Below are 23,656 nucleotides of genomic sequence, written 5' to 3'. Positions count from 1 at the left end.
TGCGTTCCGGGCAGTCGCTACGCCCGGTCGCGGTACCCGTCTCTGACAAGGAACGAGAACCGGCGAACGCGTCGAGGGCTCCAGACTGATGAACGAGATGCACACGTCGGTCCCCTCAAGGAACGGCCCCCGAAACCGCTGCTCCCTGGCCACCTCATACCCCCGTCCAAACCTCGATCCCCACGACCGCCTTCCTTGTCTGCGAGGGTCACGGTGATGCGCTCGCATGCCGGCTGGGGGACGTGGCCAGGGGTCCGGCCGTGCGCTCGGCGTTCGCCGTGAGCTCGCTGACCATGAGCGGGCGGCGGTCCAGCAGGTCATCGAGGCCCCATCCCGCGAGGGTCTTGTGGGTGAAGGTGCGCGTGGCGGCCAGCGCCCTATCGTCCGAGTGCGGGAGGCAGTCAGTCACAGGGCGTGACGACCGACCTGCGCGCGACACTCGGAAATCGGCCTGAGTGGCAGCGTGGCAGCTCCAGCAAAGTGGTCAGCGGGTGCAGGACGACAAGTTCGTGGGGATCTATTCTCCCCAGCCGCTCCCCAGAGAACGCCTCGCTTCCGATTTCCGATGGTGCGGATGCAAATTGGGTATCCGGGCGGCGTCATCGCTTGCCGGGCCTAGAGCCAGTCCCGACGCTTGAAGATGAGGTACAGACTCAGGCAAACTACCGCCATTAGGGCCACGGCGAAGGGGTATCCGAATACCCAGCGCAGCTCTGGCATGGCTTCGAAGTTCATGCCATAGATAGTTCCAACAAGTGTGGGTGCGAACAAAATTGCTACCCAACTAGAAATCTTCTTGAAGTCGTCACCCTCACGCCGCTGACCTGCGGAAACCGCCGACGCAGGCGGTCTGACCTGCAGCGATCGACCTTTCCGAGTCTTTCACCCTGCTGCCCGTATATGCAGCCGATTCCCCCCAGCCGCCCCCCCAACGAGGCCTCATTCCCCCCAGATTCCCCCCAGCGGAACTGTCTCGCCAAGAGCGGCGCCGCAGGTCGGGGGCCGTCCAACGTCGCTCACGACAGCTTACTCAGGGGAGTGGCGGCGGGGCGGGAGCAGGTGGCAAAGCGGGGCTGGAGGAGCTCGGCAGGTCTGCTGTTGCTCGGGGCCGCCGTCGTACGCTGCCCAGAGTTCCGTCAGTCGACTGGGAGTGTCTCGTAACTGAGCCGCAGCGCGTCTTGTACGTCATCGTGTGCGCGGCCGGGATCGCCGGCGATGTCGGCAAACTCGTCACCGCCGCGCAGGAACGGGGCTGAGAGGTCGTAGTTGTCGCTACCCCGCGGGGATTCGACTTCCTCGACAGCCAGGTGATCGAGAACCAGATTCGACCAACTCGGGGTGTCCGAGGGCATGGGCGGCGGTGTGGGCGAACTTGCACGCCGCCGCGTAGATCGCGTATGCCTCTTCACGTTCGTAGCCGGTGGACATCTCGGCGAGGGCCCGCGCCTCGCGGAGACCTGATGGCCGCCCCGCCAAGCACCTCCCAATCGCGGGCGATTCCCCCTGGTTACCCGCCCGAATGCGGTCCACTACGGCCAGCAGTCGAATTCCGTCGCACGAGCGGCGACGGTTTGACCTTGCCGCGACGTCACGGTTTCTACTGAGTGCCATCCGGCCCGAAGCGCTGAACGAGCTTGCGGGACGATCCCCCGAGGACACCTGGGATGACCACCACCGTTGAAAAGAACATGGCCTTGCTGCGCACCGCGTACCGGCTTGTGGAGAGCGGCGAGTTCGAGGAGGCCGCGCAGATGCTGACCGAGGACTTCAACGCCAACGTGCCCGGGTGCCCCGACCCGCTGCAGGGCCGGGAGATCTGGCATCAGGGCACCAAGATCATGAAGGACGCGTTCCCCGACCTGAAGATCAGCGTCCAGGGCATGCTCGGCGTCGGCGACAAGGTGACCGTGCTGGTCCACTTCGAGGGCACGCACCAGGGCCCGTTCCAGCAGTTCGAGGCCACGGGCCGCCAGGTCAGCTACCGAAGTGTCGAGGTGTATCGCTTCGAGGGCGACCGGATTGCGGAGGAGTGGGTCGCTCCGGACCTGCTCAGCCTCATGCAGCAGATCTCGGCCGCCCCCGCCGACCGCTGATACCGGCCGGTCCGAGCGCACGGTCTCGTAGCGCCGGGCCGGCTTCTCCCGCATCGCCGCCTCGGTCGACCAGTCGTCCTCCGGCGGGGCCTTGACCAAAGCCACAACTCCGGACATCGCTTCCCGCGGCACGGCCTCCTCCAGTGCAGCCCGCAAAGTGGCCACGTCCAGCTCACGGTTGAGGATCATGGACGCCTTGCCCAGGATGCGGGCGCCTTCTTCAGCTGCGGCGTCGCCGCCAAGAGCCGTCCACCGGCACGGCGCGTGGGAACGCATTCCTCGTCGGCAGCCGCTGGCCGGGCATCAGGGCCGGTACGTGCTTGCCGTTGGCGCCGTGTGGACCGGTGGGCGATCCGCGCCGGAGCGGGAGAGGTCAGCCGAGTCGTTCCTTGAGTTGGGCGTACAGCTCGGTGACGGCGTCGTCGGCGGCATGGGAGACGGGGAAGAGGTTGAGAAAGGCGTGGATGAGTCCCTCGTAGGTGCGGGCGAAGACGTCCACGCCGGCGTCGGTGAGGGCTTCGGCGTAGGCGTTGCCTTCGTCCCGCAGGGGGTCGTACTGGGCGGTGCCGATCACTGCGGGGGCGAGGCCGGTGAACCGCTCGGCGCGCAGCGGGGAGACCTGCCAGGAGGCGCGGACGGCGGGGTCGTCGCCCGCGTAGAGGTGCTGGATGTCCAGGACATCCTGCTGGGAGAGGACGTAGCCCGTGGCGTTCTCGGTGCGCGAGGGGTAGTCACCGACGAAGTCGGTGGCGGGGTAGACGAGGAGTTGTGCGGCGAGCGGTCGGCCTTCGTCGCGGAAGGTGAGGGCGACGGCGGCGGCCAGGTTGCCTCCGGCGCTGTCACCGGCCACGGCGAAGCGGTCGCGGCGGCCGCCGTAGTCGTCGATGTGATCGGCGACGTGGTGGGCGGCGGAGAGGCAGTCGTCGTAGGCGGCGGGGAAGGGGTGCTCGGGGGCCAGCCGGTAGTCGACGGCCACGACCACCGCGTGCACGTCGCGGCACATCCGCCGGGTGACGTCGTCATGGGTGTCGAGGTCGCCGGTGAGCCAGCCGCCGCCGTGGAAGAAGACCACCGTGGGAACGGGTCCACCCCGGTCGGGCCGGTAGACGCGGACGGGGATCGGCCCGGCGGGTCCGGGGACGGCGGTGTCTTGCACCGAGCCGACCTCGATCGGCTCTGGCAGCGCGAGGCCTGCGCCCATCTGGCGGTTCATCTCGCGCAGGACCTCGGGGTCGGTGTCGATGATCCTGGGGGCGGGGTGGGCGTTGACCTGGTCGAGTACGGCGGCGATGGACGGGTCGACGGGCATGGGGCACCTTTCTTCGGCGGGACGTGTCGGGACACGCGAGGGAGTGGCGGATTCGGGTCTTTGCCTCGCATCGTGCGGTCACGGTGCGGATGCCGCTACCGGAGACGGACGGGCGAGCAGCGCGCCCCGGCGGCGCGGGTGGGAGACGGGGGTCAGGGGCGCAGGATCAGGCGGATCGGGTTGCCTTCCTTGGTGCGCAGGCGCTGGACGGCCTTGGCGGCGTCGGCGAGCGGCAGCACGTCGGTGATGGAGCGGGAGAAGTCCAGGCGGCCGCCTTCGGTCAGGGCGATCAGCTGGGGGACGGCGTGGTCCTCGGAGCCGTAGTGGCCGAGGATCCGGTGCTGGAGGTAGCTGAAGAGCGTGCCGTTGGCGACGGTCAGCGGCTTGATGGTCAGGCCGACCAGGACCAGCTGCCCCTGGGGCGCGAGGACGGTCAGGGCCTGCTCGCGGACGGCGGCGACGCCGGCGAAGTCGAAGGCGACCTCCAGTGCCCGGTAGCCGGTGGCCTCCAGGATCTGCACGCGGAGCCGGGGGTCGGCCGGGTCCAGGGCCAGGTCGGCCCCGAAGTCCAGGGCCCGCCGGCGGGCGGCCGGGGCCGGGTCGACGGCGATGATCGGATGGGCCCCGACCGTGCGCAGCAGCTGGACGGCGTGGGCGCCGAGTCCGCCGACGCCCCAGACGCCGACGGCCTGAGCCGGGCGGACCCGGGCGGTGGTGGTGACGGCTCCCCAGGGGGTGGAAACCGCGTCCGGGATGATCGCTCCCTGTTCGAAGGGGATCGAGTCGGGCAATGCGAACAGGGTGTCGATACTGGCCTGCGCGTACTCGGCCCAGCCGCCGTCGTAGTCGACGCCCCGGGTGAGGAGACGGTCGCCCCGGACCTCGCCCGCCTGCAGCACGACCCGCTGCCCGACAGTCCAGCCGGTCACTTCCGGTCCCAGCGCGGCGATCGTCCCGGCGACCTCGTGTCCGAGGGTGACGGTGTCGCCGTGCAGGTGGGCCGGTGTGAGGGTGCCGTCGATCAGGTGGACGTCGGACAGGCACACGCCGGCCGCCGCGACCTTCACCAGGGCCTGGCCTGGCCCGGGGGCCGGCTTGGGCACGTCTTGGACGGTCAGCGTGCGGGAGGGGATGTGCAGCCGTGCGGCGCGCATGAGGGCCATGGCGGTTCGTCCGTTCCGGTCGGTGGCGTGGGCGCTATTGCAAGTCGTCTTGCTTTAAAACGTACGCCTGCCGGTTCTGTATCGCAAGAGGTCTTGCGTTAGGCTGCCGTCATGACGGGCGAAAGAGGCGAAGGGCAAGCACCGCCGCTCAGGCGTCGTGGTGAGCGGATGCGGCAGGCGGTTCTGGCCGCCACCGTCGACCTGCTCACCTCGGAGGGGCTGGCCGCGACCACGGTGGCCGCCGTCGCGCGCGCGGCCGGCGTCCACGAGACCTCCGTCTACCGACGCTGGAAGACCCGCGAGAATCTGGTCTTCGACGCGCTGGCCACCCATTCCGACACGGCCCTCCCGACTCCGGACACAGGAGAGGTGCGCGAGGACCTGTCCCAGCTGTTCACGGCGCTGGCCCGGTACCTCTCGACGCCGGCCGGCGCCGCACTGCTGCACCTCGGCACGGTGCGCGGTGAGAACGACCTGGAGGAGGGGAGGCGCTCCTACTGGAACGCCCGCCTGGAGCGCGCCGAAGCACTCGTCCGACGAGGTATCGCCCGAGGAGAACTGCCCGCCGGAACCGACCCCCACCTCCTGGTCGAGGCCATCACGGGCCCCGTCCTTGCACGGGTACTGCTCACCGGCGAACCGCTGGAGGACACCCTGGTCCCGCGCCTGGTCGACCTGGTCCTCGACGGCGCGCGCGCCTGACTCGTGGTCGCGCCCCCGATCGGCTGATGGCCCTGACCCCGCTGCCTCAGGTGGTCACAAGGCCTCGTCGTCCCATTGGTCGAGGAGGTGTTCGACCATGTCGGCTCCTGGTCCTTCTTGGTTGTCGTGGAGCGACTGCTCGGTCCAGATCACCTTGCCGCGTGGGGTGTGGCGAGTGCCCCAGCGTTCGGCAAACTGGGCGACGAGGAACAGGCCGCGACCTCCCTCATCGGTGGTGGCCGCGCGCCGCATGTGCGGGGAGGTGCTGCTGCCGTCGGAGACCTCGCAGATCAGGCTGCGATCGTCGTCGTACAGCATGCGGACGCGGATGGGCTGGGTGCCGTAGCGGATGGCGTTGGTGATCAGCTCGCTGAGGATCAGCTCGGTGGCGTACCCGATCTCCCCCAACCCCCATGCGGTCAGAGTGCGTCCGCAAGCGGAGCGGACCGGAGCCACGGCCGCGGGGTCGGAAGGGACGTCGTCCCACTCGGCGACCCGGGCGGGGTCCATCAGCCGGGTGCGGGCCACCAGCAGGGCGACGTCGTCGTCGGGGTGGGCGGGCAGTACGGAGTCGAGGACTGCGGTGCACGTCTCGTCCGGCGTACGGTCCGCACCCGCGGCCAAGGTGACGCCCAGCAGCTCCAGGCCCGTGTCGATGTCGCGGTCGCGATCCTCGACCAGTCCGTCGGTGAAGAGCACGAGTCGTGACCCTTCGGGCAGGAGAAGGTCGACGCTCTCCACGGGCAGGCTGCCGCCCACGCCCAAGGGCGGGGACAGGGGCACGTCCGGGAAGGAAACGGTGCCGTCGGGGAGGACCAGCGCGGGACCGGGATGGCCGGCCCGGGCGATGCTGACCCGGCCGGCGACCGGGTCGTAGACGGCGTACACGCAGGTGGCTCCCGCGAGCGCCGCGCCGTCACCGCCTGCTGCCTCGTCGCTGTCGATCTGGCTCACCAGTTCGTCCAGGTGCACCAGGAGGTCGTCGGGAGGCAGGTCGAGCGCGGAGAAGTTGTGCACCGCGGTGCGCAGACGGCCCATGGTGGCGGCCGCGTGCAGCCCGTGGCCCACGACGTCGCCCACGACCAGCGCCACCCTGGCGCCGGGCAGCGGGATGACATCGAACCAGTCCCCGCCCACCCCGGCCTGCGCGGGCAGATAGCGGTACGCCACATCGAGCGCGGAATGTGCGGGCACCCCCTGTGGCAGGAGGCTTCGCTGCAGGGCGACGGCCACGGCGTGTTCGCGGGTGTAGCGGCGGGCGTTGTCGATGGCCAGCGCTGCACGGCCGACCAGCTCCTCGGCGATCGACACGTCTTCCAGCTCGAAGGGTTCGGGCTTCTCGGAGCGCCAGAAGCTCGCGACGCCCATGAGGACGCCCCGCGCGCGCAAGGGGATCACGATCATCGAGTGGATGCCGTGGTCGATGATCTTCCGGGCGATGACGGGATCCTGCTCGCGCCACTCGGTCGAGCCGGGCAGGTCCGCCTCCAGCACCGGTTCCCTGGTGCCGAAGCCGATCGCCTGCGGGGCGGTGGCCACGAAGTCGATCACCTTGCCGACCTCGTACAGGGGGTGGTCGTCCCGGATGCCGGTGACGGCCGTACGGCGAAGGGTCGTGCCCGTCGGCTCCTCGCCCTGGAGGATCGGAGCGACCAGATCGACGGAGGCGAAGTCGGCGAAGCGGGGGACCGAGAACCGGGTCAGCTCCTCGGCTGTCCTCACGACGTCGAGCGTGGTGCCGATCTCGGTCATCGCGTCGTAGAGCAGCTTCAACCGTCGCTGGGCCACGGCAGCCTCTCCGGCGACGACCCGCAGCTCGGTCGTGTCGCGCAGCGTCACCACGCTCCCGGGCGGTCCACCGTACGGCTCCGTCGGTCGCACGTTCACCGCCAGCAGCCAGTCGCCCGCGGCATGCACCTCGTCGGTCGCCTCTCGGCCGGAGAGCAGCAGTTCGGCCAGTGGTGGAGGCAGGCCGAGGTCCGTGATCTGGCGCCACTCCGCGTCCCCGGGCAGGTCCAGAAGCCGCCGCGCCTCGTCGTTGGCCAGTACGAGGCGTCCGTCGCCCCCGACGATGAGCACCCCCTCGCGTGCCGCGTGGAGCACGGCATCGTGGTGCTCGTACATCCGCCTCAGTTCGGCCGGCTCCAGACCGTGCGTCTGGCGCCGCAGTCGCCGGCTCATGAGAGCCGATCCGGCCGTCGCCAGGAGCAGGGCGCCGGCTGCGGCGACGAACAGGAGCGGAAGCTGGTGAGCGACCCGCTCGTTCACGCTTTCCACGCTGATGCCGACGGCCACCAGTCCGACGACCGCCCCGTCCGCGTCGATGACGGGGACCGTTGTGTCCACGGCCTTGCCGAACGGCGTGAGGAACGTGCTCGTGTACGTATCGCCTGCGAGCCCGTGCTCATAGCTGCCGGTGACGTGCTTCCCGATCAGGTTGGGGTCGGGGTGGGTCCAGCGTGTCCCGGCCGGGCTGAACACGACGACGTAATCGACTCCGGACTTCCTACGGGTCTGCTCCGCCCGCGGCTGAAGCAGTGCGGTCGGGTCGTCGGACTTCATGGCCGCCAGCGTCTCGGGCGCGCTCGCGAAGGTCTGGGCGCCCACGAAGGAACGATGACGGGCATCCTCCATGACTCCGGCCTGTGCCTGCAGTACCTGCGCCACCACTGCCGCGGCAACGAGCAGCACCACGATCGCGAGCTGCAGCACGAACACCTGGCCCGCGACGCTGCGCACCCTCGGCCGGAACCGACGACGCTGCCCCTTGGCAGGCGGTGACGCCTCGGTGCCGGCAGGGTCCCCTCGTGCCCCGAATGGGCCGGTAACCCTCATAACGCTCTATTTCTAGCACCGGCCGCGGCCCGGGGCGACCGCTCGCTTGCCTCAGTCCTGCTGTCGTTCGCCGGGCAGCCAGTGGAGGGCGAACCAGAGCTCCATCCGGACGTCTGGGTCCTGGACGTCGGTCTCCAGGAGGTCGGCCACGCGGCCGATACGGTGGCGCACCGTATCGCGGTGCACCTGGAGCGCGGTGGCCGTCTGGTCCCAGCTGCAATGCAGTGCGAGCCAGGTGCGCAGCGTCTCCAGCAGCACGGTGGGGCCGGGCTGTGCGGCGGTGTCGAGCGGGGCGAACCGGGCGCGGGCGAGCGCCCTGGCGTCGGCGGCGTTCACGATCCCGTGGACGCTCTGCTCCTCGGCGCGATGGTGCACGACCGGCTCACCTGTGGCCAGGGCACGCCGCAGTGCGCGCCCGGCCTGCGTGTCGGCGGTCGGCAGGTCGACGGTGGCCACGGGTGCGCTGAGGCCGAGCGTCCAGCCCAGCCGGGCGGCGGCCTCGGCGTCGATCGAGGGTGCGCCCGGGACCAGGGCGCGCAGCGCGTCGCCGTCCAGGTCGAGGTAGGAGGTGCTCAGCGCGGTGCCAAGTGCTGCGAGCTGTACGGGGTCGCCGCCGACGGGCACGCTCGAGCCGGCCTCCGGCCTGGCGCGATGGCCGTGGACGACGACCCAGCGACCGCCGGGCGGCGCGTCGGCAGGGAGGAGGACGGGGGCGACGTCCGCGGGTGACGCTCCCAGCATCAGCCGGACCAGCGCGCCGGCGCTGGCGGTGTCCGCGCCGAGGGCGTGGCGGGGGCTGGTGAGCAGGGAGAGCAGGACGGTGGCCACTCCGGTCGCCGCGCGGTGCACGACCGTGGGCGGCGTGGTGGCGGCGATCCCGACCACGAGCGGCCCGATGCTGCCTTCCCTGCCGGGGAGCGTGTGCACGGTGAGGCGGCTGCCCGCGTGGTGCTCGGCCGCGGCGGTCGGCGGCTGGGTGCGTCCCGACCTGGCGAGCCGTGACCGGGACATCGTGCGTACGGCCAGGTCGAGCAGCTGCTGCCGGATGGCCGGGGCGGGCCGGGGGCCGGCGCTGAACAGGTCACGGCCCTGCGCGTCGATCAGCACGGTCCAGGCGCCGAGGTGGGTGGAGAGCTGGTGCAGGACGGCGGGCATCGCATCGGGTCGGGCCGCGGCGGAGGCCAGGGCGGACTGTGCCTGGGAGATCTGCCGCAGGTCGCGAGTGCTGGCCTCGGCGATCGCCCCGTAGAGGGAGCGGCCGATGGCGACGAAGGGTGTGGCGACCGGGACGCGCAGCAGGGGCAGGGGGTGCCGCTCGCAGGCGGTGACCAGGTCCGGCGGCACCTCGTCGTAGACCGGTGCCACGCCGAAGCCGAGCGCGGCGGCTCCCGCGCCGACCACGCCGCGTACGTAGGCGTCGATGCCTTCGCCGGTTTGCGGGAGGCGCACGCCGGCCGTGAGGAGCAGTTCGCCGCCGATCAGGTACTCGGGCGCAAGGTGCCGATTGCCATTCGTTTCTCCCCGGATTCCCCCCAGAGCTTGCCAGCACGCAAAAGGGGCTGGTCACAGGCTTGCCGGGACAGGGTGAGGAGATCACCCGCATCTATTCCCCCCAGGGACTCCCCACGGCCGCTTCTGGGTCGATCCGTGAGTGATGCGAAAGTGAAGTGTGAAGGGTGACTGAGCGTGATGTGAGGGGACTTAGAGCCAGTCCCGCCGCTTGAAAATCACGTACAAACTGATGCAAACCATCCCCATGAGGCAGATCGCAAGGGGGTATCCGAAGCTCCAACCCAACTCAGGCATGGACTCGAAGTTCATGCCGTAGATGGTTCCGACGAGTGTGGGTGCAAACAGGATGGCCGCCCACGAGGAGATCTTCTTGAAATCGTCGCCCTCGCACCGCTGACCTGCGGAAATTGCCTACGTATGCGGTCTGACCTGCGGCGATCTACCTTTCCGAGTCTTTCACCCTGCTGCCCGTATATGCAGCCAATTCTCCCCAGCCGCCCCCAGCGGGGGCTCATTCCCCCCAGATTCCCCCCAGCGGAGGCAGCTTCTGGCGGCGGATTGCCGCTGGCTGGGACCGTGATCCCGGCGGCAGGGAGGGCTACGCAATGCAGGAAAGGGAACGGTACAACCTGGCGATGCGAATGCCTCAGGGCATGCTCTCGGCCACACTCCGTCTGGCGCAGTTGGAAGAGGAGGGGGGGGGCAGGCGGCGATGAAGACTCGGACACATGTAGGCATGGCCGCTTGCGGTGGCTAGGCTCGCAGTCGTTCGTTGGTGGCCGCCGTGGACGCTTGCTGGTCGGCCTGTGACGGGTGCTGGCCGTTTCGCGATCATCCGAGGAAGTGGCCGCCGGGAGTACGAGTGCCCGCACTAGCCTGGCCATCCGTGCTGAGGCGTTCCCGTGTCTCAGGCAGGGGAAGGCTGGTTAGCCGTCTCGGTCCCGCTTGGCTGTGGCCAGGAGGGGGCTGGCGAGTGGATCGTGTGAACGTGAGCCGCTCGTGCTTCCGGTGATGGGTGCCTGAGGGTAGGCAGGGGCGTGCAGGCGCACCGCGGACGAGGGCATCAGTTCGAGACGAGAGCGGGTTGGTTCATGTCGGTCGTGGCGCGAGAGCAGATGGATGTCGTCGCAGGTGCGCTCGCTCCCTGCGACCTCGTGCCCCGCGAGGCGAAGCTCGCGTTTGTCGAAGCCTTCGGGACGGAAGCTGTCGTGGCCTATCGGTATGACGCGATCGAGCGGGAGCGGCGGGCAACTGAAGGGATGCCGCCGCTGACGCGACCTGACGTGCTGGATCTCCTCATGTCGCTGCCCCTGGGCGAGGCGGTTCCTGCCGGCTCCTTGAGTGAGAGGGAGCGGCGGGTGCTGAAGTCCCTTCCGAAGGGTGCGGCGGTCCGCAGAGACGGGTCGATCACCCGTCGGGCGGCGCAGCCTGTCCATATCGACATGGCGTTCGTGCCCGGCCGCAGCTGGGAGTCGGGGATGGAGAAGGCCGAGCGATTTACTCCGTTCTGTTCTCGCGCGGTGGTGGTGGACGGCGTATTGCGGCGCAAGGATGATGCCGTGCTGCGCGCGGACTTCTACGGCATCGGCCTGCTCACGCTTCAGGGGGACTCGGTGGAAGTGGTGGTGCCGCCGCGGCCCTTCGTGCGCAGACGCCATACCGTCGCCGGCTGGAAGTTCCTGGAAGACGTCCACCGCCAGCTCCCCTGAGCATCCGGCCCGCGGCTCGTTACGGGGTGACGGGGAGTGTCGCCCATGCTTTGAGCGGGGAGGGCGCCTGGAATCCGGACCGGGGGCTGGCGCCCAGCCCGATGCGCTGGTTCTCCAGTGCGTAGCGGTCGATCGCGGCCGCACACTTGTCGCGCCACCACGATTTACGCGGGGTGCCTGGCTGGTAGCCGGCCATTTCGGTGACCCAGTCGCTCCACGTGAGGACGGTGTGATTGTCGGCCTCGCGCCGGGTTTCGCCGTCCGGTAGGAGGAAGCGGTCGAGTCCACGCCCGTCGCACTGCTCGCAGGAGCAGGTTGCGGGATCCACGTTGCTGTACAGCTTGGCGAGGGACTCGGAGCCCTTGAAGCACATGAGCTCCGGCATCAGCACGTTCGGATATACGGGGCCTCCAGGCTTGCCGACTTGCGCCTTCTCGCCGGGCGGGATCGCGTGACGAAGGGAGCTTTGAACGCCGACGCCGGCACAGAAGGCGCCATGCGCGATGGCATCGAGTGCTGCCAGGTCAGTCCGGAGGAGCGACATGTGCGCGACCTCGGTCACCAGGCGACGCAGATTGGCCGGGATGCCCTTCGCCTGCTCTAGCGGGTCGAACTGGCCGCACAGGATGATGGCCTTCGGGTGCCGGATCTTCGTGCAGACCGCTATGAGTTGACCGATGTTCTCGCGGTTCAGCCACGTGACGTTGATCGGGAGTGTCACGACGGTATCGGCGCGTTCGATCTTGTTGGCCTCGCGCATCACTGCCTTGAGCGTCTTGGAGTCCGCTGGCGGAATGTATCCAGTCGGAGTCAGCGCGGCGCTCGCACCTCGCACCTTCTGGAAGGCCAGGGAGGTGTCCACTGAGGCGAACAGCTCGTCGGTGGGCACCATGAACGGCTCGTCCGCGGTCGCTACGTAGGTGGTGTAGGGGGCGCTGTCGATCAGCAGGGTGCCTTCGTAGCCGGCCGTGCTGCGAAGGTGGAAGGCCCGCTCGTCGGCTTTGGCTCCGGTCATCACGACGCCGCTGAAGTCGTCATCGAGCGCGTGGCGCGGCCGCGGTAGATTGATGGCGTTTTCGTGGAGCAGCACCCGCCCTTGGAGACGCGGCACGGCGGCAACGGTGTGGTCGAGCGTCTTCAGGGCGGGTGGTCGACGCCTCGGGGACGGGGTGTTGCTCATGAATCACCTCGCAGAAGAGTCCGGCACGTCCTTGTGGCCGGACGGAGAAGAAGCGCACAAGTAGATCTCGTGGAACTCCTCGCGACCCAGGCCGGCCAGGTGGGCGGTCTCGGTCGGACTGAGGTGGAGCTGCTCCTCAAGCCGGGTGACGGCTTGAGCGAGGTGGCGCGGGGTTTCGCGCCGGATGGTGGTCGGCTCGTTGGTGCGGTAGCCGAGGGCGGACAACTCGACCACGAGCGTGCGGTAGTGCCATTCGCTGATGACTCCCAAGTCCATGGCGCGCCTGATGAGAGCCGCCATGGACACCCCCCACCGGGCCTTGAGATCGAGCAGGCGGGACACGTCGATGCCTGGCTTCAGCTCGGGCAGGACTGCGTCGTGGGGCATGAGGAACTCGGCGGCGAACCGGTTGGCCTGGTCCTCCTGTACGCGTCCCTCGCCCGGCTCGCCGTGCATCACCAGATGGCCCAGCTCGTGTGCCAGGCTGAATCGTGAACGATCCCCTGGTGCATGCGAGTTGAGCAGGATCAACGGGTACCTGCCGGGGGGCCACTGGCTCACGGCATCGAGCTCGGTGGTGCAGAGGTCCCGGACTACGACCAGAGCGCCGGCATCTTCGAGCAGGGCGACCATGTCCTCGATGGGGCCTGCGGGGACCTTCCACTCCTCGCGCATCGTCTCTGCCGCATCCGCGGGAGTGTCGAAGTCGTTGACTTCCACGCGCCGAAACCGGTCGTTGCGATGGAGGTCCGCTGCCCGGGCCAAGCTGTCGACCTGGAGCCGGGTGAGCGTCAACGTTGCATGGATCCGACGCAGGGCGGGCGCCCCCAAGGAGGCGCGCTTGCGGTGGTGCACCAGTCCGACGCCTGTCCCGGCCGTGTCAGTGGCGCGGCACAGGGTGTCAGCGGTGTAGCGCAAGGCATCGGCGAACAACTGTACGCGCCCGTCCTTGACGGGGATGCGGCCGGCTTCGGCTCGGCTGACGTACCCCTGGGTGATGCGGCTGCCATCAAGACGTGTCATCTCGTCGGCAAGTTCGGACTGTGTCCAGCCGCGTGAGTCACGGGCCAGCGTGAGCATCCCGGGATCCGCAACCAAGCTCTTCTGGTCGCGCACGTGCTCACCTCCAGCCCTGGCGAGTTTAACTCCCCAAAGAGTACACGGTTTTATGCCTTAGAATATTCCGCACATGATCCGAGGCCTGCCGCGTACCCATGCATACCAGACCTCACTGACGGTCCAACTCTGCTGCCACGTACCGACTTTTGATGCCAAGCGTGTGGTGTCGGCCGCCGGCGGGTGATCGCACCCCGCTCCGGTGTCACTTTGCGCTGGGAGAGCCGCAGTTCATGTCTCTGCTTCCGTGCTGGCTGGTGGGCCCGCACCTATGACGTGGACTCCCCGCCCCCGAACGCGCAAGCGGTGACCAGCACATGCTGGTCACCGCTTGCGATCGGACCGCCGGCTTCGGGTCAGTCTTTGAGTAGGTCGCGCAGTTCGCGCTCGATGGCGGCCTTGGGCTTGGCGCTGACCATGGTCTTGGTGGCCCGGCCGCCGACGAGGACGTTCATCGTCGGAATGGACATGACGCCGTATGCGGCGGCCGTCTCCGGGTTCTCGTCTATGTTCACGTTGACGATTCTGATCTTCTTGTCGTGTTCGGCGGCGATGGCTTCCAGCGACGGGGTGAGCTGGCGGCAGGGGCCGCACCAGGGCGCCCAGAAGTCGACGAGTACGGGCTTGTCGCTCTGGAGGACGTCTTCGATGAAGGATGCGTCGGTCACGTTCTTGAGGGCCATGGTACGGCCTCCTCTCGTGTGTGGTGGTTAGTGCGCGTCGGCGAGGGCGGCGAGGTAGCGCTCGGCGTCGAGGGCTGCGGCGCAGCCGGTGCCGGCGGCGGTGATGGCCTGGCGGTAGGTGTGGTCGACCCTGCGGTGAAGACGCCGGGGAGGCTGGTGCGCGTGGACGGGGAGTGGACCTTGAGGTAGCCCTCGGTGTCCAGGTCGAGCTGTTCGGTGAAGAGTTCGGTGCGCGGGTCATGTCCGATGGCGATGAAGAGGCCGGTCACGTCGAGGTGTTGGGTCTCCTCGGTGATCACGTTGCGGACCGTGAGGCCAGCGAGCATGCCGTCCTTGTCTTCCAGTTCGGTTATCTCGCTGTCAAAGAGGAAGCAAATCTTGTCGTCCGAGAAGGCTCGGTTCTGCATCACCGGGGAGGCGCGCAGGGCGGAGCGGCGGTGGACGATGGTGACGGAGCGGGCGAAGCGGGTGAGGAAGGTGGCTTCTTCCATGGCGGTGTCGCCGCCGCCGACCACGACGATGTCGCGGTCGCGGTCGCGGAAGAAGAAGCCGTCGCAGGTGCGCACCAGGGCACCCCGCGGCCGGACAGCTCTTCCTCCTTCGGGAGGTTGATCTTGTGGTAGCCGGAGCCCGTCGCGATGATCACGGTCTTCGCGCGGTGGGCGGTGCCCTCGGAGTCGGTGACTTCCTTGACGGTGCCGGTCAGGTCGACGGAGACGATGTCGTCGTCGATCATCTCGGCGCCGAACTTCTCTGCCTGGGCGCGCATGTTGGTCATGAGGTCCGGGCCGTCGACGCCGTCGGGGAAGCCGGGGAAGTTCTCGACCTCGGTGGTCGTGGTGAGGGAGCCGCCGACGAAGATGCTGCTGCCGAAGAGCAGGGGCTTCAGCTGGGCGCGGGCGGTGTAGAGGGCTGCGGTGTATCCGGCGGGGCCGGAGCCGATGATGATGACGTTGCGTATGCCGTCGTCAGCGGTGGTGGCGGGCGCGTTGCTTACGGGATCAGGCCTGCTTCTTGGCGTCGATCTCGGCGATCAGGCCCTCGATGAGGCCCTTGATCTCGTCGCGGATGGGGCGGACGGCCTCGACGCCCTGGCCTGCCGGGTCTTCGAGCCGCCAGTCGAGGTAGGTCTTGCCGGGGAAGTATGGGCAAGCGTCGCCGCCCCAACGGCCGCAGCGAACCGTCGCCCTGTGCATCACCTGTCCGCTGACGTTGCCGTCAACTACTGCCGTCAGGCATCTCAGCACATGCCAGAGGCCCCACCGGAAATCAACCCGGTGGGGCCTCTCACATTTCTCTGCTGTTCAGTCGGATGTTTCCCGAGGAATTCCCTTCAATGCATCCGCCCGCAGCTGCTACTGAATCTAGACAACCGGGCGCTCAGGTAGCCTGTTATCTACCAAAACGCGCTCTCGATCATCGCTGAAACTGATAGCAGGAGAGACTCGCCCCAGGGCGCGCTTACAACTGTCCGCTGCAAGGATCAAGCAACACTTTCCGGGAGCTTCCTGAACGCCGAGATTGCATTATTGAGCTCAACTTTAAGAGCTTCACGATTCGACTCTAGATTTCGACGAATCTCCTCACTGGGGCCGTCCTGCTCGGCGGACGTCTTGAACCGATCCCATGCTTCGTACGTGCGCCGCGTGTGTCGAGTGAGTACATCCGAAAGCAGTGCCTGCTCCCGGAATCCCAATCCCTTTCCGGGCGGGCGGAGATAGAGCAGAGAGTGCTCTGCGATAAATCTACCTACAAGCGCCGAGACATCGTGTCCCAAGAAGTCACAGGAGAGCATCGCGATGGCAAGGTTGGATGGAGTTGATCTAGCAGGCCCCCGCAGGGAATCCGGAACCTCCCACTGCTCTCGCGGCTCGTCTAGCCACTCCCAACCATCAGGCCGAGACATGATTTACCTCCTTCTCGTCACCCATATCGCTGAATCAGCCAGGCTTGCGCCTCGTGATTATTCTTTGGAATTCCAGCGATTCCGCCCGCCTCCAATACTTGCGCACAATAAGTCACGCATGCTTGATTCGGCATGTCGTATGCGGGGTAGACCCCGCGCTGCGTCTTAGCCATTGCCGACTCGGCATACGCCATAGCGGCTTGAGGATTAGGCAAGGAAATCCTCAGGTTGATCGTGATGGCCGGCAGTTCAGCGGCAGTGAACTCAGTCACTCCGTTGTCCGGGTTGCCGAGGCTGCCATACTGGTGAGTGCTGAGAACCTCATCGCCATCCCGAACCGTGATCAACGCATGCTGCCTGCCATCCGGGTAATTAGCCAAGTGAACTGTGGCTTCACCACCGCAGTTATGAACCAGGACTGGCTTCGCGCCCGCCAGCACATAGTACGTGTGGAAGTCGTCGACGGTGAGGTTGTGGGTGGTGACGGTGTGCGGGTAATTGCGGGTGGCCGTGACCGTGAGGGTGGTGCCATTGGGCTGGCGGAGTTGTTCGCCGGTGGTGAGTTCGCCGGCGTTGATCCACTGGTGGCGGGTTTCGCTCCAGTAGGGGTGGTGGTAGGTGGAAGTGATCTTTGCCGGCGGTCCGCGGGGGCTTGCCTCGCTGGTGAGGGTGAGGTCCGTGAATTCCTTGTCGTCGGGGGTGGTGATGGTGGTGGTGACGGTCTTGGGGAGGGTTTCGCCGGTCTGCGGGTCAGTGGCCATGACCACGTCGCCGTCCTTCACGTCCTCGATGGCTTTGGCCGTGCCGTCGGCCATGAGGACCTGCACGCCCGTGGGGAAGCTGTTGCAGCTCGTTGCGGCGGGCGGCGTGTCGCCTCCGCTGCTCTTGGCTGCGTCTGCTTCTTCCGCCGCGGCTCTGGACTGGGTTCCCGCGCTGTCGCTCGCGGATTCCTTGGCGGCTTTCTCCGATGCGGCTTGGGCTGCCTTGGCTTCGGCGTCGCGCGCTTCCTTGAATGCCTTCTTCGCTGTGCTGTAGGCCTCGGCTGCCCGTGAGGCCTCACGTTCGGCTTCGTGGATGGCGTCGTAGGCCTTGTTCAGCTGCCTGTAGACCTTGAAGGCCTGGATGCCGATCTTGATTGCCTTGAAGAGCTTGCCCCAGGGGACGAAGTTCAGGGCCGTGTTGATGCAGGCCATCACGTCGCCCTTGGTGAAGCAGTCCCTGGCGTCGTTGAATCCGATCAGGTCGCCGACCATGTCGACGACCTCGTCGACCAGCTCGTCGCGCTTCTCCTTGGCCTTGCTGACCTTTTCGTTGGCATCGTCAGAGGGCTTCTTGGACGGCCCGGCCTCGGGCTTCGACGACGGAGGCGGTGCTTCGCCGGTATCGGTTCCCTCACGGCAACCCGTTTCGCCCCCGCATTCCCATGCGAGGCCACTCGGGTCCGACTTGTTGATCGGGTCGTTGTTGGAGTAGGCGTAGGCGTTCCACTGTTGCGGGTCGCCGGCGTCGATGATCGGGTCGGGGCTGATGAAGCGGCCTGTGGCGGGGTCGTATTCGCGGGCGCCGAGGAGGGTGAATCCGGTGGATTTCTCCTTGGTGCCGCCGACGAATCCCTTGTCTCCGGCCCAGGCCCCGGGGGCGGGCTGGGTTCCGCGTTCGTTGCCGAACGGGTCCGATGCGCGGCGGATGTAGGTGAGGTCGGAGGCCTTGAACTGGACTCCGCCGGTGCCGTGGTGATCCGAGCTGTGGTAGGTGAGTGTGGAGCCGCTGGCGGTGCTGGTGGTTCGGGTGACGGAGAGGCCGCCGGGGGCGCCGTAGGTGCGGACGTTGGAGACCTTGCCGCTGGCGGTGTCCAGGGTGATCTGGTCGGCACCAAGGGCGAGGGTCGTGCTGGTGGGGTCGCGGCGGATGAGCTGGTTGCCGCCGGTGTCGTAGAGGTAGCTGGTGCCGGCGCTCTCCCCGGTGCCGACGATCTTGTCGAGCTTGCCCTGGCCGTTCCAGGTCAGGGACTTGGTGCCGGCGGTGGTGGTGATGCCGGCGGTGTTACCCACCGCGTCGTAGGTGTAGGAGGTGACCTGGGTGCCGGACGGGCCGGTCTCGGTCGAGGACATCAGCGCGTGCGGGCCGCCCGTGCCGCCACCCGTCTTCGGGTCGGTGGACGGGGTGTTGGGGCCGGTTCCAAAGGTCTGGGTGACCGTCGTGTCCTTGGCCGCGTTGCCGGTGGGGTCCTTCTTGATCAGCTTCTTGCGGTTGCCGAGGTTGTCGTAGGTGTACTGCTGCCAGTACGGGGCCGGGCCGCCCACGCTGGGCTTGCCGGTGCCGTCGACTGCGGGTCCGGCAGCGTTGGTGCACCCGCCGATGCCGCGGACGCTGGGTGCGGGGGCCGTGGTCTGGGTGCCGGTGTCGGTCCAGGCCTGGGTCAGGCGTCCGAGGTAGTCGTGGGTGAAGCACTGCAGGTCCCGGCTGGTGCCGCCCCGTGTGTCACCGATCGAGGTGAGCTGGCCGACCTTGTTGTACGTGTAATCCAGCACGTCCACGTGCGTGGAGGAACCTTGTCTGTCCAGGAAGCTGCGGACAGGACGGCCGCTGCCGGCGTCGTAGTCGACCGTGGAGACGATCTGCGCGCCGGCGTTGCCGACGGTGGTGCGGATGGCCTGACCATAGGGGTCGTAGCGCATGTCCACGACGTACGGGGTACGGGCGAGTCCGATCTCGCCGTCGAGGGAGGTGAAGTTGCCTGCGATGTCGGTGCCGTACGCGAGTGTCTCGGCGTTGAGGCCGGCCTTTGGGATACCCGGCAGGGTAGTCGTCTTCAACTGCCCGTAGGCGTCGTAGGTGTTGGCCGTCTCGTAAGTACCGGCCAGGGCCTTTTCCACTGCGGGAATTGTGACCTTGGTGCCGAGGGGGCGGTAGCCGCCGTCGTAGCCGGTCACCTCGGTGACGTAGGCGCTGCCTGTCTTGCCGCCCACGTAGCGGGTGGTGCTGTCGGGCTTGCCGAGCTTCTTGCTGTCGTAGGTGAACGCGCCGACCTGTTTGGCCGGGTCGACGGCCTTGCCCTCGTACGTGGCGACAGTGCGGCCGAGGATGTCCGTGACTGTGGTTGCGCTCTTGCCCCGGGCGTCGGTGCTGGTGGTGAGGTTCTTCTTGTCGTCGTAGAGCGTGGTGCTGGTGCCTGCGTCGGGGTCGGTGGTCTTCACTACGCGGCCGAGGAGGTCGTAGGTGAAGCTCCACTCGTTGCCGGCGGAGTTCTTGCGCGACAGCTCCTGGCCCTGGGTGTTGGACAGGTAGGTCGTCTGGTCGTAGGTACCGGTGGGGGTGTTGGCCTTGTACTGGCGCAGGACCGAGGTGGTGCCGTTGGTGATCGTCGATGTGGCGAACCCGCCGGCCGGCGGGATCCGGCGGACCTCGTCAGCTCCCGGGTATTCGGTCTTGGAACGTGACTGCTCCACGCCGAACGACGTGAAGATGGACGCGGTGGACCGGCCGAGGCCGTCGAAGACGTTGATCGTCTGGGACGGGATCTTGCTGTCGGGCTGGACACCGTCGTTGGGCAGGAACAGAGCCGCGGAGGGCGCGTCCTGGTCGGTGTAATAGGCGGCGCTGGTCTTGGTCTGCCAGCCGTGCGAGTCGAACAGCGCGTCCGTGATCATGCGCCCGGCCACGCCCGAAGGGGCGCTCGCCTGGGTCTGGCGGACCCGGCCGAGACCGTCGTAGATCGCATATGAAGACGTGTAGGTGTCGTCGTTCATGAGCGCCTGACTCAGAACGGCGGACGGCGCGTTCGTGCCGTTCATCGCGTACGAGAACTTGCGGACCGGCAGGTCCTTCGTGGAGTCCTGACCGGGCTGCCAGATCTTCACGATCCGCCCGAGGGCGTCGTACTCGCGTTCGGCGACGTGGTTGTTCTCGTCGGTGGTCTTCAGCGGCTGCGAGCGGCCGATGTCGAGGGTCGTGACGGACTTCCAGCCCAGCGGGTTGGTGTGCGTCACCGTGCTCGGCAGGACGCCGGTGGCCGGGGAGTATTCGGTCGTGTTGACGGCGCCGCCGGGGTGGGTGGCGTCGGTGCGGACCTTGTTGGTGTTGCTGGTGACGCGGCCGTAGGCGTCGTAGGTGGAGGTGGAGTTGAGGCGGTAGACCGGCTTGCCGGTGCTGTCGTACTTCTCCAGGACCTCGGTGCCCGTGCCGTTCGCGGTCGCTCCGACCTGGCCGTAGGCCAGCCCGTCGAAGTAGGAGCGGGTGTCGCCCACGGTGTTGGCCGCGGTCGGGGTCTGCCCGCATGCGCCGGACAGGACCAGAGTGCGGGAGGCGAGCTCCGTGACCGCCCCGCCAGGGCCGGTCGGATACTCGAACGTGGTGCACAGACGCTGGTCCGTACGGGCCACGTCGCTGTTGTCGTCCACTTGGAGCGGACGTGTGGAGAGCGTGGAGTCGTACGTGGACGAGCGCTCGCCGGTGCGCCAGCTGCCGTTTGCGAGCTTCGCGCGAGTGGTGACCTTCGCCGTGTTCAACGCGCGGGCCGTGATCGGGGGCATCCCCGCCGACTGGGCGCGGGTTGCAGTGACCGGGCCGATCCACGGAGTGGTGACCTCGTCAGAGACGGCCGCCCCGCCGTCGCGGTCGTAGGTCTGGGTTTGGCGGACGAAGCCGGACAGGACGTCTTCGTCCTTGATCGTCCCACCCTGCGTGTCATTGACCGACACGCTGCGCTTGGCTCCGTTGGCCAGGACGTCGCCGTCCATGCCGCGCAGGTAGGTGGCGACGTTCTTGGTGCGCGGGGCTTCGCTCGCGTTTCCGCTGCCCGTCTTCGTAGTGACGGTGGCGTAGCCGCGGAACTGGTCCCAGGTGCGGGTCTTGGGGTCGGCGAACTCGGAGTCGTTGCGGTGCCAGGCTATGCCGCCGCCGTACTCGTAGTTGGTGACCTTGCTCACCTGGCCGCCGACCTTGTCCTGCTCCGTGACGGACTGGACGACGACCTTGTGGAACCAGTCGTTGACCGGGTCCGCGAAGGACTGACCCGGCAGGTACCACTTGACCGGCATGCAGGCCATCGTGTTGCCGTCCTCGGAAGACGGCATCGTCCCCGCGAGACGCGAGCACTCGGGGGCCTTGTAGACAACATTGATCTGCCCACCGGTCTCGGTGGTGATCGTCTGAATACGCGGACGCCGGTAACTCGGAGCCGAGGCATCCGTACCGTCCGGGCGCCGGACGACGCCGTCGACGCGATTGGGAATCTGGGTTGCCTGGAACAGGACCGCCGGAAGCTTGATCGCGGTCTTCTTGTTGGTGGCGTTGCGCTGGATCGAATCGAGCCAGAGCGTGGGTGACGTACCGTCGCCCGGGTCTTGGAAGGAGTGCTTGAGGTCGTACCAGTCGACCGTGCGCCAGGCCGTTCCCATCCAGACCTGAGTGGCGATCTGGGTGAACTTCTTCGTGGTGAAGTACGTCGGGGAGAGGTTCAGGCACTGGCCGGTGGCCGGGCACTCCTGGTCGATGGGGGTGTCGGGCCAGGACTTCGCGTTCGCCTTCACGCGCTGGGCGGTGTCCGTGCAGGTGACGGTCCCGATCACGACGCAGCGTTCGGCGTTCTTGATGTTGATCTGGACGGCCGGCTTCGCCGTGCCCTTCGCGGTGATCTGCTCGGGCAGACGCTGCCCGTAGCCGATCCAGACCGGGTAGGAGCCGCGCTGGTACTTCGTGTTGGTGCCGGTGCCGCCGTTCTGGCCACCGCCCCGCCCGTAGAAGTTGTCCTCCTGCTCGTAGCGGTAGGACACCAGGTTCTGGTGCGGGTCCACGACGTAGTCGAGGTTCCACTGCCAGCCCAGCTGCTGCCACGTACCGTTCGCCGGAGTCGTCGCGCCCAGGCACTTGTCCTGACCGCTGTTGAAGTAGACGGGGACCGTGGAGACCGACTTGGCCTCCGGGTCGGTGCCGTCCCCGCCGGGCAGGCGGTTGGAGCCGAAGTAGTACTGGGTGCCGTCGGTCGTGGTGACCTTGAAGCCCTCGCCCTTCCAGGCGGCGTTGCGCTGCCCGGTCAGACGTTCGATCTTCGTGCCGTCCTCACCCTGAAGGTGGTAGACGCACGACGTGTCGTCGCGGACGATCTGGCCCGAGTGGCCCGCCAGGTTCAAGGACAGGATGTCGCCAGCCCAGCACTCGTCACCCGACTCGGCTATCCCCGCGTCCTTGCAGCCCTTGTAGGTACGGGAGATCGAGCCAGGACTCCAGTCCCAGCCCTCACCGAAACCGGAGGCCTGCGCGTTCGTCGACGCCGTACGGCCGTCGATCGAGGACGAGTCGTAGGCCAGGCCCACATCCGGACCCGCGCCCGCGATCGCGGACGGAACCTCGACGGTGTAGCCGTAGGTGAAGTTCGCGGCATTCGCGCCGGCCTGCCAGGACATCGACGGCGCGATCGGCGTCGCGGTGAAGTCACCACTCGCACCCGACGGACCCGCCTCCACCGCGAGGACCACGGCCTTCGGCGCGAGCACCTGAGGCGTCGGCGCGGGAGCCGACTTCGCGCCTGCCGAAGACTTCGACGGACTCGGGGTGGTGGTCTTGGGAGCGTCTACCTCCACCACGAGGCGGCCAGCGGAGTCCCGGTGCGAGGCAACCGGGGTGCGAGCCGTACAGCCCGCGGCAGCCGGAGTGGTCAGGGCGCAGTCGGGCAGCCGCACCACACGCGCACGGTCACCCCAGTTGGCACCGGCCGTCTTCGCCCACGACGCGACATCGAACCCGACCCGGACCTTCCCCGAAGCGGATTCGCCAGTGGCGTTGGTCAGAGCGATGAGCGCACCTTGGACCCCGGCCGCACGGGTCTTCGCCCCCTCCTTGACTTCCACCCGCAGCGAACCCTCACCGGAACTGCTGTCACCGGCGGCAGGCGCGATCGCGAGCTCCGAGACCTTGACCGAAGGACTCGGGCCCGTACCGGGGGAGAGCCAGACCGGCAATGCGCCGGCTTGAACGGGGTTCGCCTCATCGTCGGCTCGCGATGTGGTCGCCGAACCGAGCGGAACGATCGCTGAGCCCGTCGCGGTCTGCGCCTTCGCGTCAGGACTCCACGGCTTGCCGACGGGCGCTTTGCCTGCGATCGGCTTGGCATTCGAGCCCTTGACGGGCTTGGTCTGCGGGAGCGCCGTATTCGGCGGCACCCACACCTTCGGCGGCTTCGCCACCGCTTCGACCGCGGGCAAGCCCAGGCCGGAGATGAGCACCGCAAGCACGGCGACCATCGTGATGCGTGGCCGTCTCGCGCGCGTGCGCGAAATCGGACCACTTTGACGAGAAAGCAAAATCCCCCCACAGGAAAGAAATGAGAAATATCCGGGCCCGGTAGCGCCCGAATCCAACGCCTCTCGATAGAGGCAAATCTATTCGCGCGTGATTCCTGTCGAATCGCGCAGTCACATTTCGTCGGGTTCAGACCCTGGCGATTCCGC

14 protein-coding genes and 5 pseudogenes are annotated in these 23,656 nt (G+C 67.7%); 3 read left to right on the top strand and 16 right to left on the bottom strand.

Annotated elements, in window-relative coordinates; translation table 11 throughout:
• Positions 1-208 precede the first annotated feature (208 nt).
• The 4 genes and pseudogenes from ACODT5_RS11080 to ACODT5_RS11065 form a co-directional block, all read right to left on the bottom strand.
• Positions 209-409 carry a hypothetical protein gene (locus tag ACODT5_RS11080; protein WP_422518992.1) on the bottom strand — a complete coding sequence of 67 codons (201 nt, stop codon included), beginning with the start codon at positions 407-409 and terminating at the stop codon, positions 209-211.
• Between the two features lie 206 nt (positions 410-615).
• Positions 616-801 (bottom strand): annotated as a pseudogene (locus tag ACODT5_RS11075) (CorA family divalent cation transporter); the annotation flags it as partial.
• A gap of 335 nt (positions 802-1,136) precedes the next feature.
• Positions 1,137-1,352: a hypothetical protein gene (locus tag ACODT5_RS11070; RefSeq protein ID WP_422519668.1), complete on the bottom strand. Its 216-nt coding sequence runs from the start codon at positions 1,350-1,352 to the stop codon at positions 1,137-1,139.
• Positions 1,327-1,464, bottom strand: a pseudogene (locus ACODT5_RS11065) (helix-turn-helix domain-containing protein); the annotation flags it as partial. The gene ACODT5_RS11070 and the pseudogene ACODT5_RS11065, both read right to left, overlap by 26 nt.
• 200 nt (positions 1,465-1,664) lie before the next feature.
• On the opposite strand from ACODT5_RS11065, the gene ACODT5_RS11060 reads away from it, so the two are divergent.
• Positions 1,665-2,093, top strand: coding sequence for an ester cyclase (locus ACODT5_RS11060; RefSeq protein ID WP_422518991.1), 429 nt, complete (start codon positions 1,665-1,667; stop codon positions 2,091-2,093).
• A gap of 373 nt (positions 2,094-2,466) precedes the next feature.
• Here ACODT5_RS11060 and ACODT5_RS11055 read toward each other — a convergent pair whose 3' ends face one another.
• A complete protein-coding gene (locus tag ACODT5_RS11055) occupies positions 2,467-3,402 on the bottom strand; it encodes an alpha/beta hydrolase (protein WP_422518990.1) in 936 nt (311 codons plus the stop codon).
• Between the two features lie 152 nt (positions 3,403-3,554).
• Positions 3,555-4,565, bottom strand: a complete 1,011-nt coding sequence (locus ACODT5_RS11050) for a zinc-binding dehydrogenase (protein ID WP_422518989.1) — start codon at positions 4,563-4,565, stop codon at positions 3,555-3,557.
• A gap of 111 nt (positions 4,566-4,676) precedes the next feature.
• Between ACODT5_RS11050 and ACODT5_RS11045 the strand changes: the two genes are divergently transcribed.
• Positions 4,677-5,267, top strand: coding sequence for a TetR-like C-terminal domain-containing protein (locus tag ACODT5_RS11045; protein ID WP_422518988.1), 591 nt, complete (start codon positions 4,677-4,679; stop codon positions 5,265-5,267).
• 54 nt (positions 5,268-5,321) lie between these two features.
• On the opposite strand, the gene ACODT5_RS11040 is transcribed toward ACODT5_RS11045, so the two are convergent.
• The 3 genes and pseudogenes from ACODT5_RS11040 to ACODT5_RS11030 form a co-directional block, all read right to left on the bottom strand.
• Positions 5,322-8,102 (bottom strand): SpoIIE family protein phosphatase, encoded by a 2,781-nt coding sequence (locus ACODT5_RS11040; protein WP_422518987.1) that lies wholly within the window; start codon positions 8,100-8,102, stop codon positions 5,322-5,324.
• Positions 8,103-8,153: 51 nt separating this feature from the next.
• Positions 8,154-9,581, bottom strand: a complete 1,428-nt coding sequence (locus tag ACODT5_RS11035) for a helix-turn-helix domain-containing protein (protein WP_422519626.1) — start codon at positions 9,579-9,581, stop codon at positions 8,154-8,156.
• Between the two features lie 222 nt (positions 9,582-9,803).
• Positions 9,804-9,989: pseudogene (locus ACODT5_RS11030) on the bottom strand (CorA family divalent cation transporter); the annotation flags it as partial.
• Positions 9,990-10,705: 716 nt separating this feature from the next.
• Here ACODT5_RS11030 and ACODT5_RS11025 point away from each other — a divergent pair.
• Positions 10,706-11,323, top strand: a complete 618-nt coding sequence (locus ACODT5_RS11025; protein ID WP_422518986.1) for a hypothetical protein — start codon at positions 10,706-10,708, stop codon at positions 11,321-11,323.
• 19 nt (positions 11,324-11,342) lie between these two features.
• On the opposite strand, the gene ACODT5_RS11020 is transcribed toward ACODT5_RS11025, so the two are convergent.
• From ACODT5_RS11020 to ACODT5_RS10990, 7 genes and pseudogenes are all read right to left on the bottom strand, one after another.
• A complete protein-coding gene (locus ACODT5_RS11020) occupies positions 11,343-12,503 on the bottom strand; it encodes a hypothetical protein (RefSeq protein WP_422518985.1) in 1,161 nt (386 codons plus the stop codon).
• Positions 12,504-12,506: 3 nt separating this feature from the next.
• Positions 12,507-13,619, bottom strand: coding sequence for an ImmA/IrrE family metallo-endopeptidase (locus tag ACODT5_RS11015; RefSeq protein ID WP_422518984.1), 1,113 nt, complete (start codon positions 13,617-13,619; stop codon positions 12,507-12,509).
• A 356-nt stretch (positions 13,620-13,975) separates the two neighbouring features.
• Positions 13,976-14,302, bottom strand: coding sequence for a thioredoxin (trxA, locus tag ACODT5_RS11010; protein ID WP_422518983.1), 327 nt, complete (start codon positions 14,300-14,302; stop codon positions 13,976-13,978).
• A 27-nt stretch (positions 14,303-14,329) separates the two neighbouring features.
• A pseudogene (gene trxB / locus ACODT5_RS11005) lies at positions 14,330-15,263 on the bottom strand (thioredoxin-disulfide reductase).
• 40 nt (positions 15,264-15,303) lie between these two features.
• A pseudogene (locus tag ACODT5_RS11000) lies at positions 15,304-15,462 on the bottom strand (phosphotyrosine protein phosphatase); the annotation flags it as partial.
• Positions 15,463-15,785: 323 nt separating this feature from the next.
• Positions 15,786-16,208, bottom strand: a complete 423-nt coding sequence (locus tag ACODT5_RS10995) for a hypothetical protein (protein WP_422518982.1) — start codon at positions 16,206-16,208, stop codon at positions 15,786-15,788.
• A gap of 17 nt (positions 16,209-16,225) precedes the next feature.
• The gene (locus tag ACODT5_RS10990) at positions 16,226-23,440 is read right to left on the bottom strand and encodes a polymorphic toxin-type HINT domain-containing protein (RefSeq protein ID WP_422518981.1); all 7,215 of its coding nucleotides are present in this window, start codon (positions 23,438-23,440) and stop codon (positions 16,226-16,228) included.
• Positions 23,441-23,656 lie beyond the last annotated feature (216 nt).

Origin of the sequence: Streptomyces tatrensis, assembly GCF_049310065.1 — a bacterium.
Classification (GTDB): domain Bacteria; phylum Actinomycetota; class Actinomycetes; order Streptomycetales; family Streptomycetaceae; genus Streptomyces.
The sequence above is the reverse complement of the archived record's forward strand: the minus strand, read 5'-3'. Positions and strand labels throughout refer to the sequence as shown.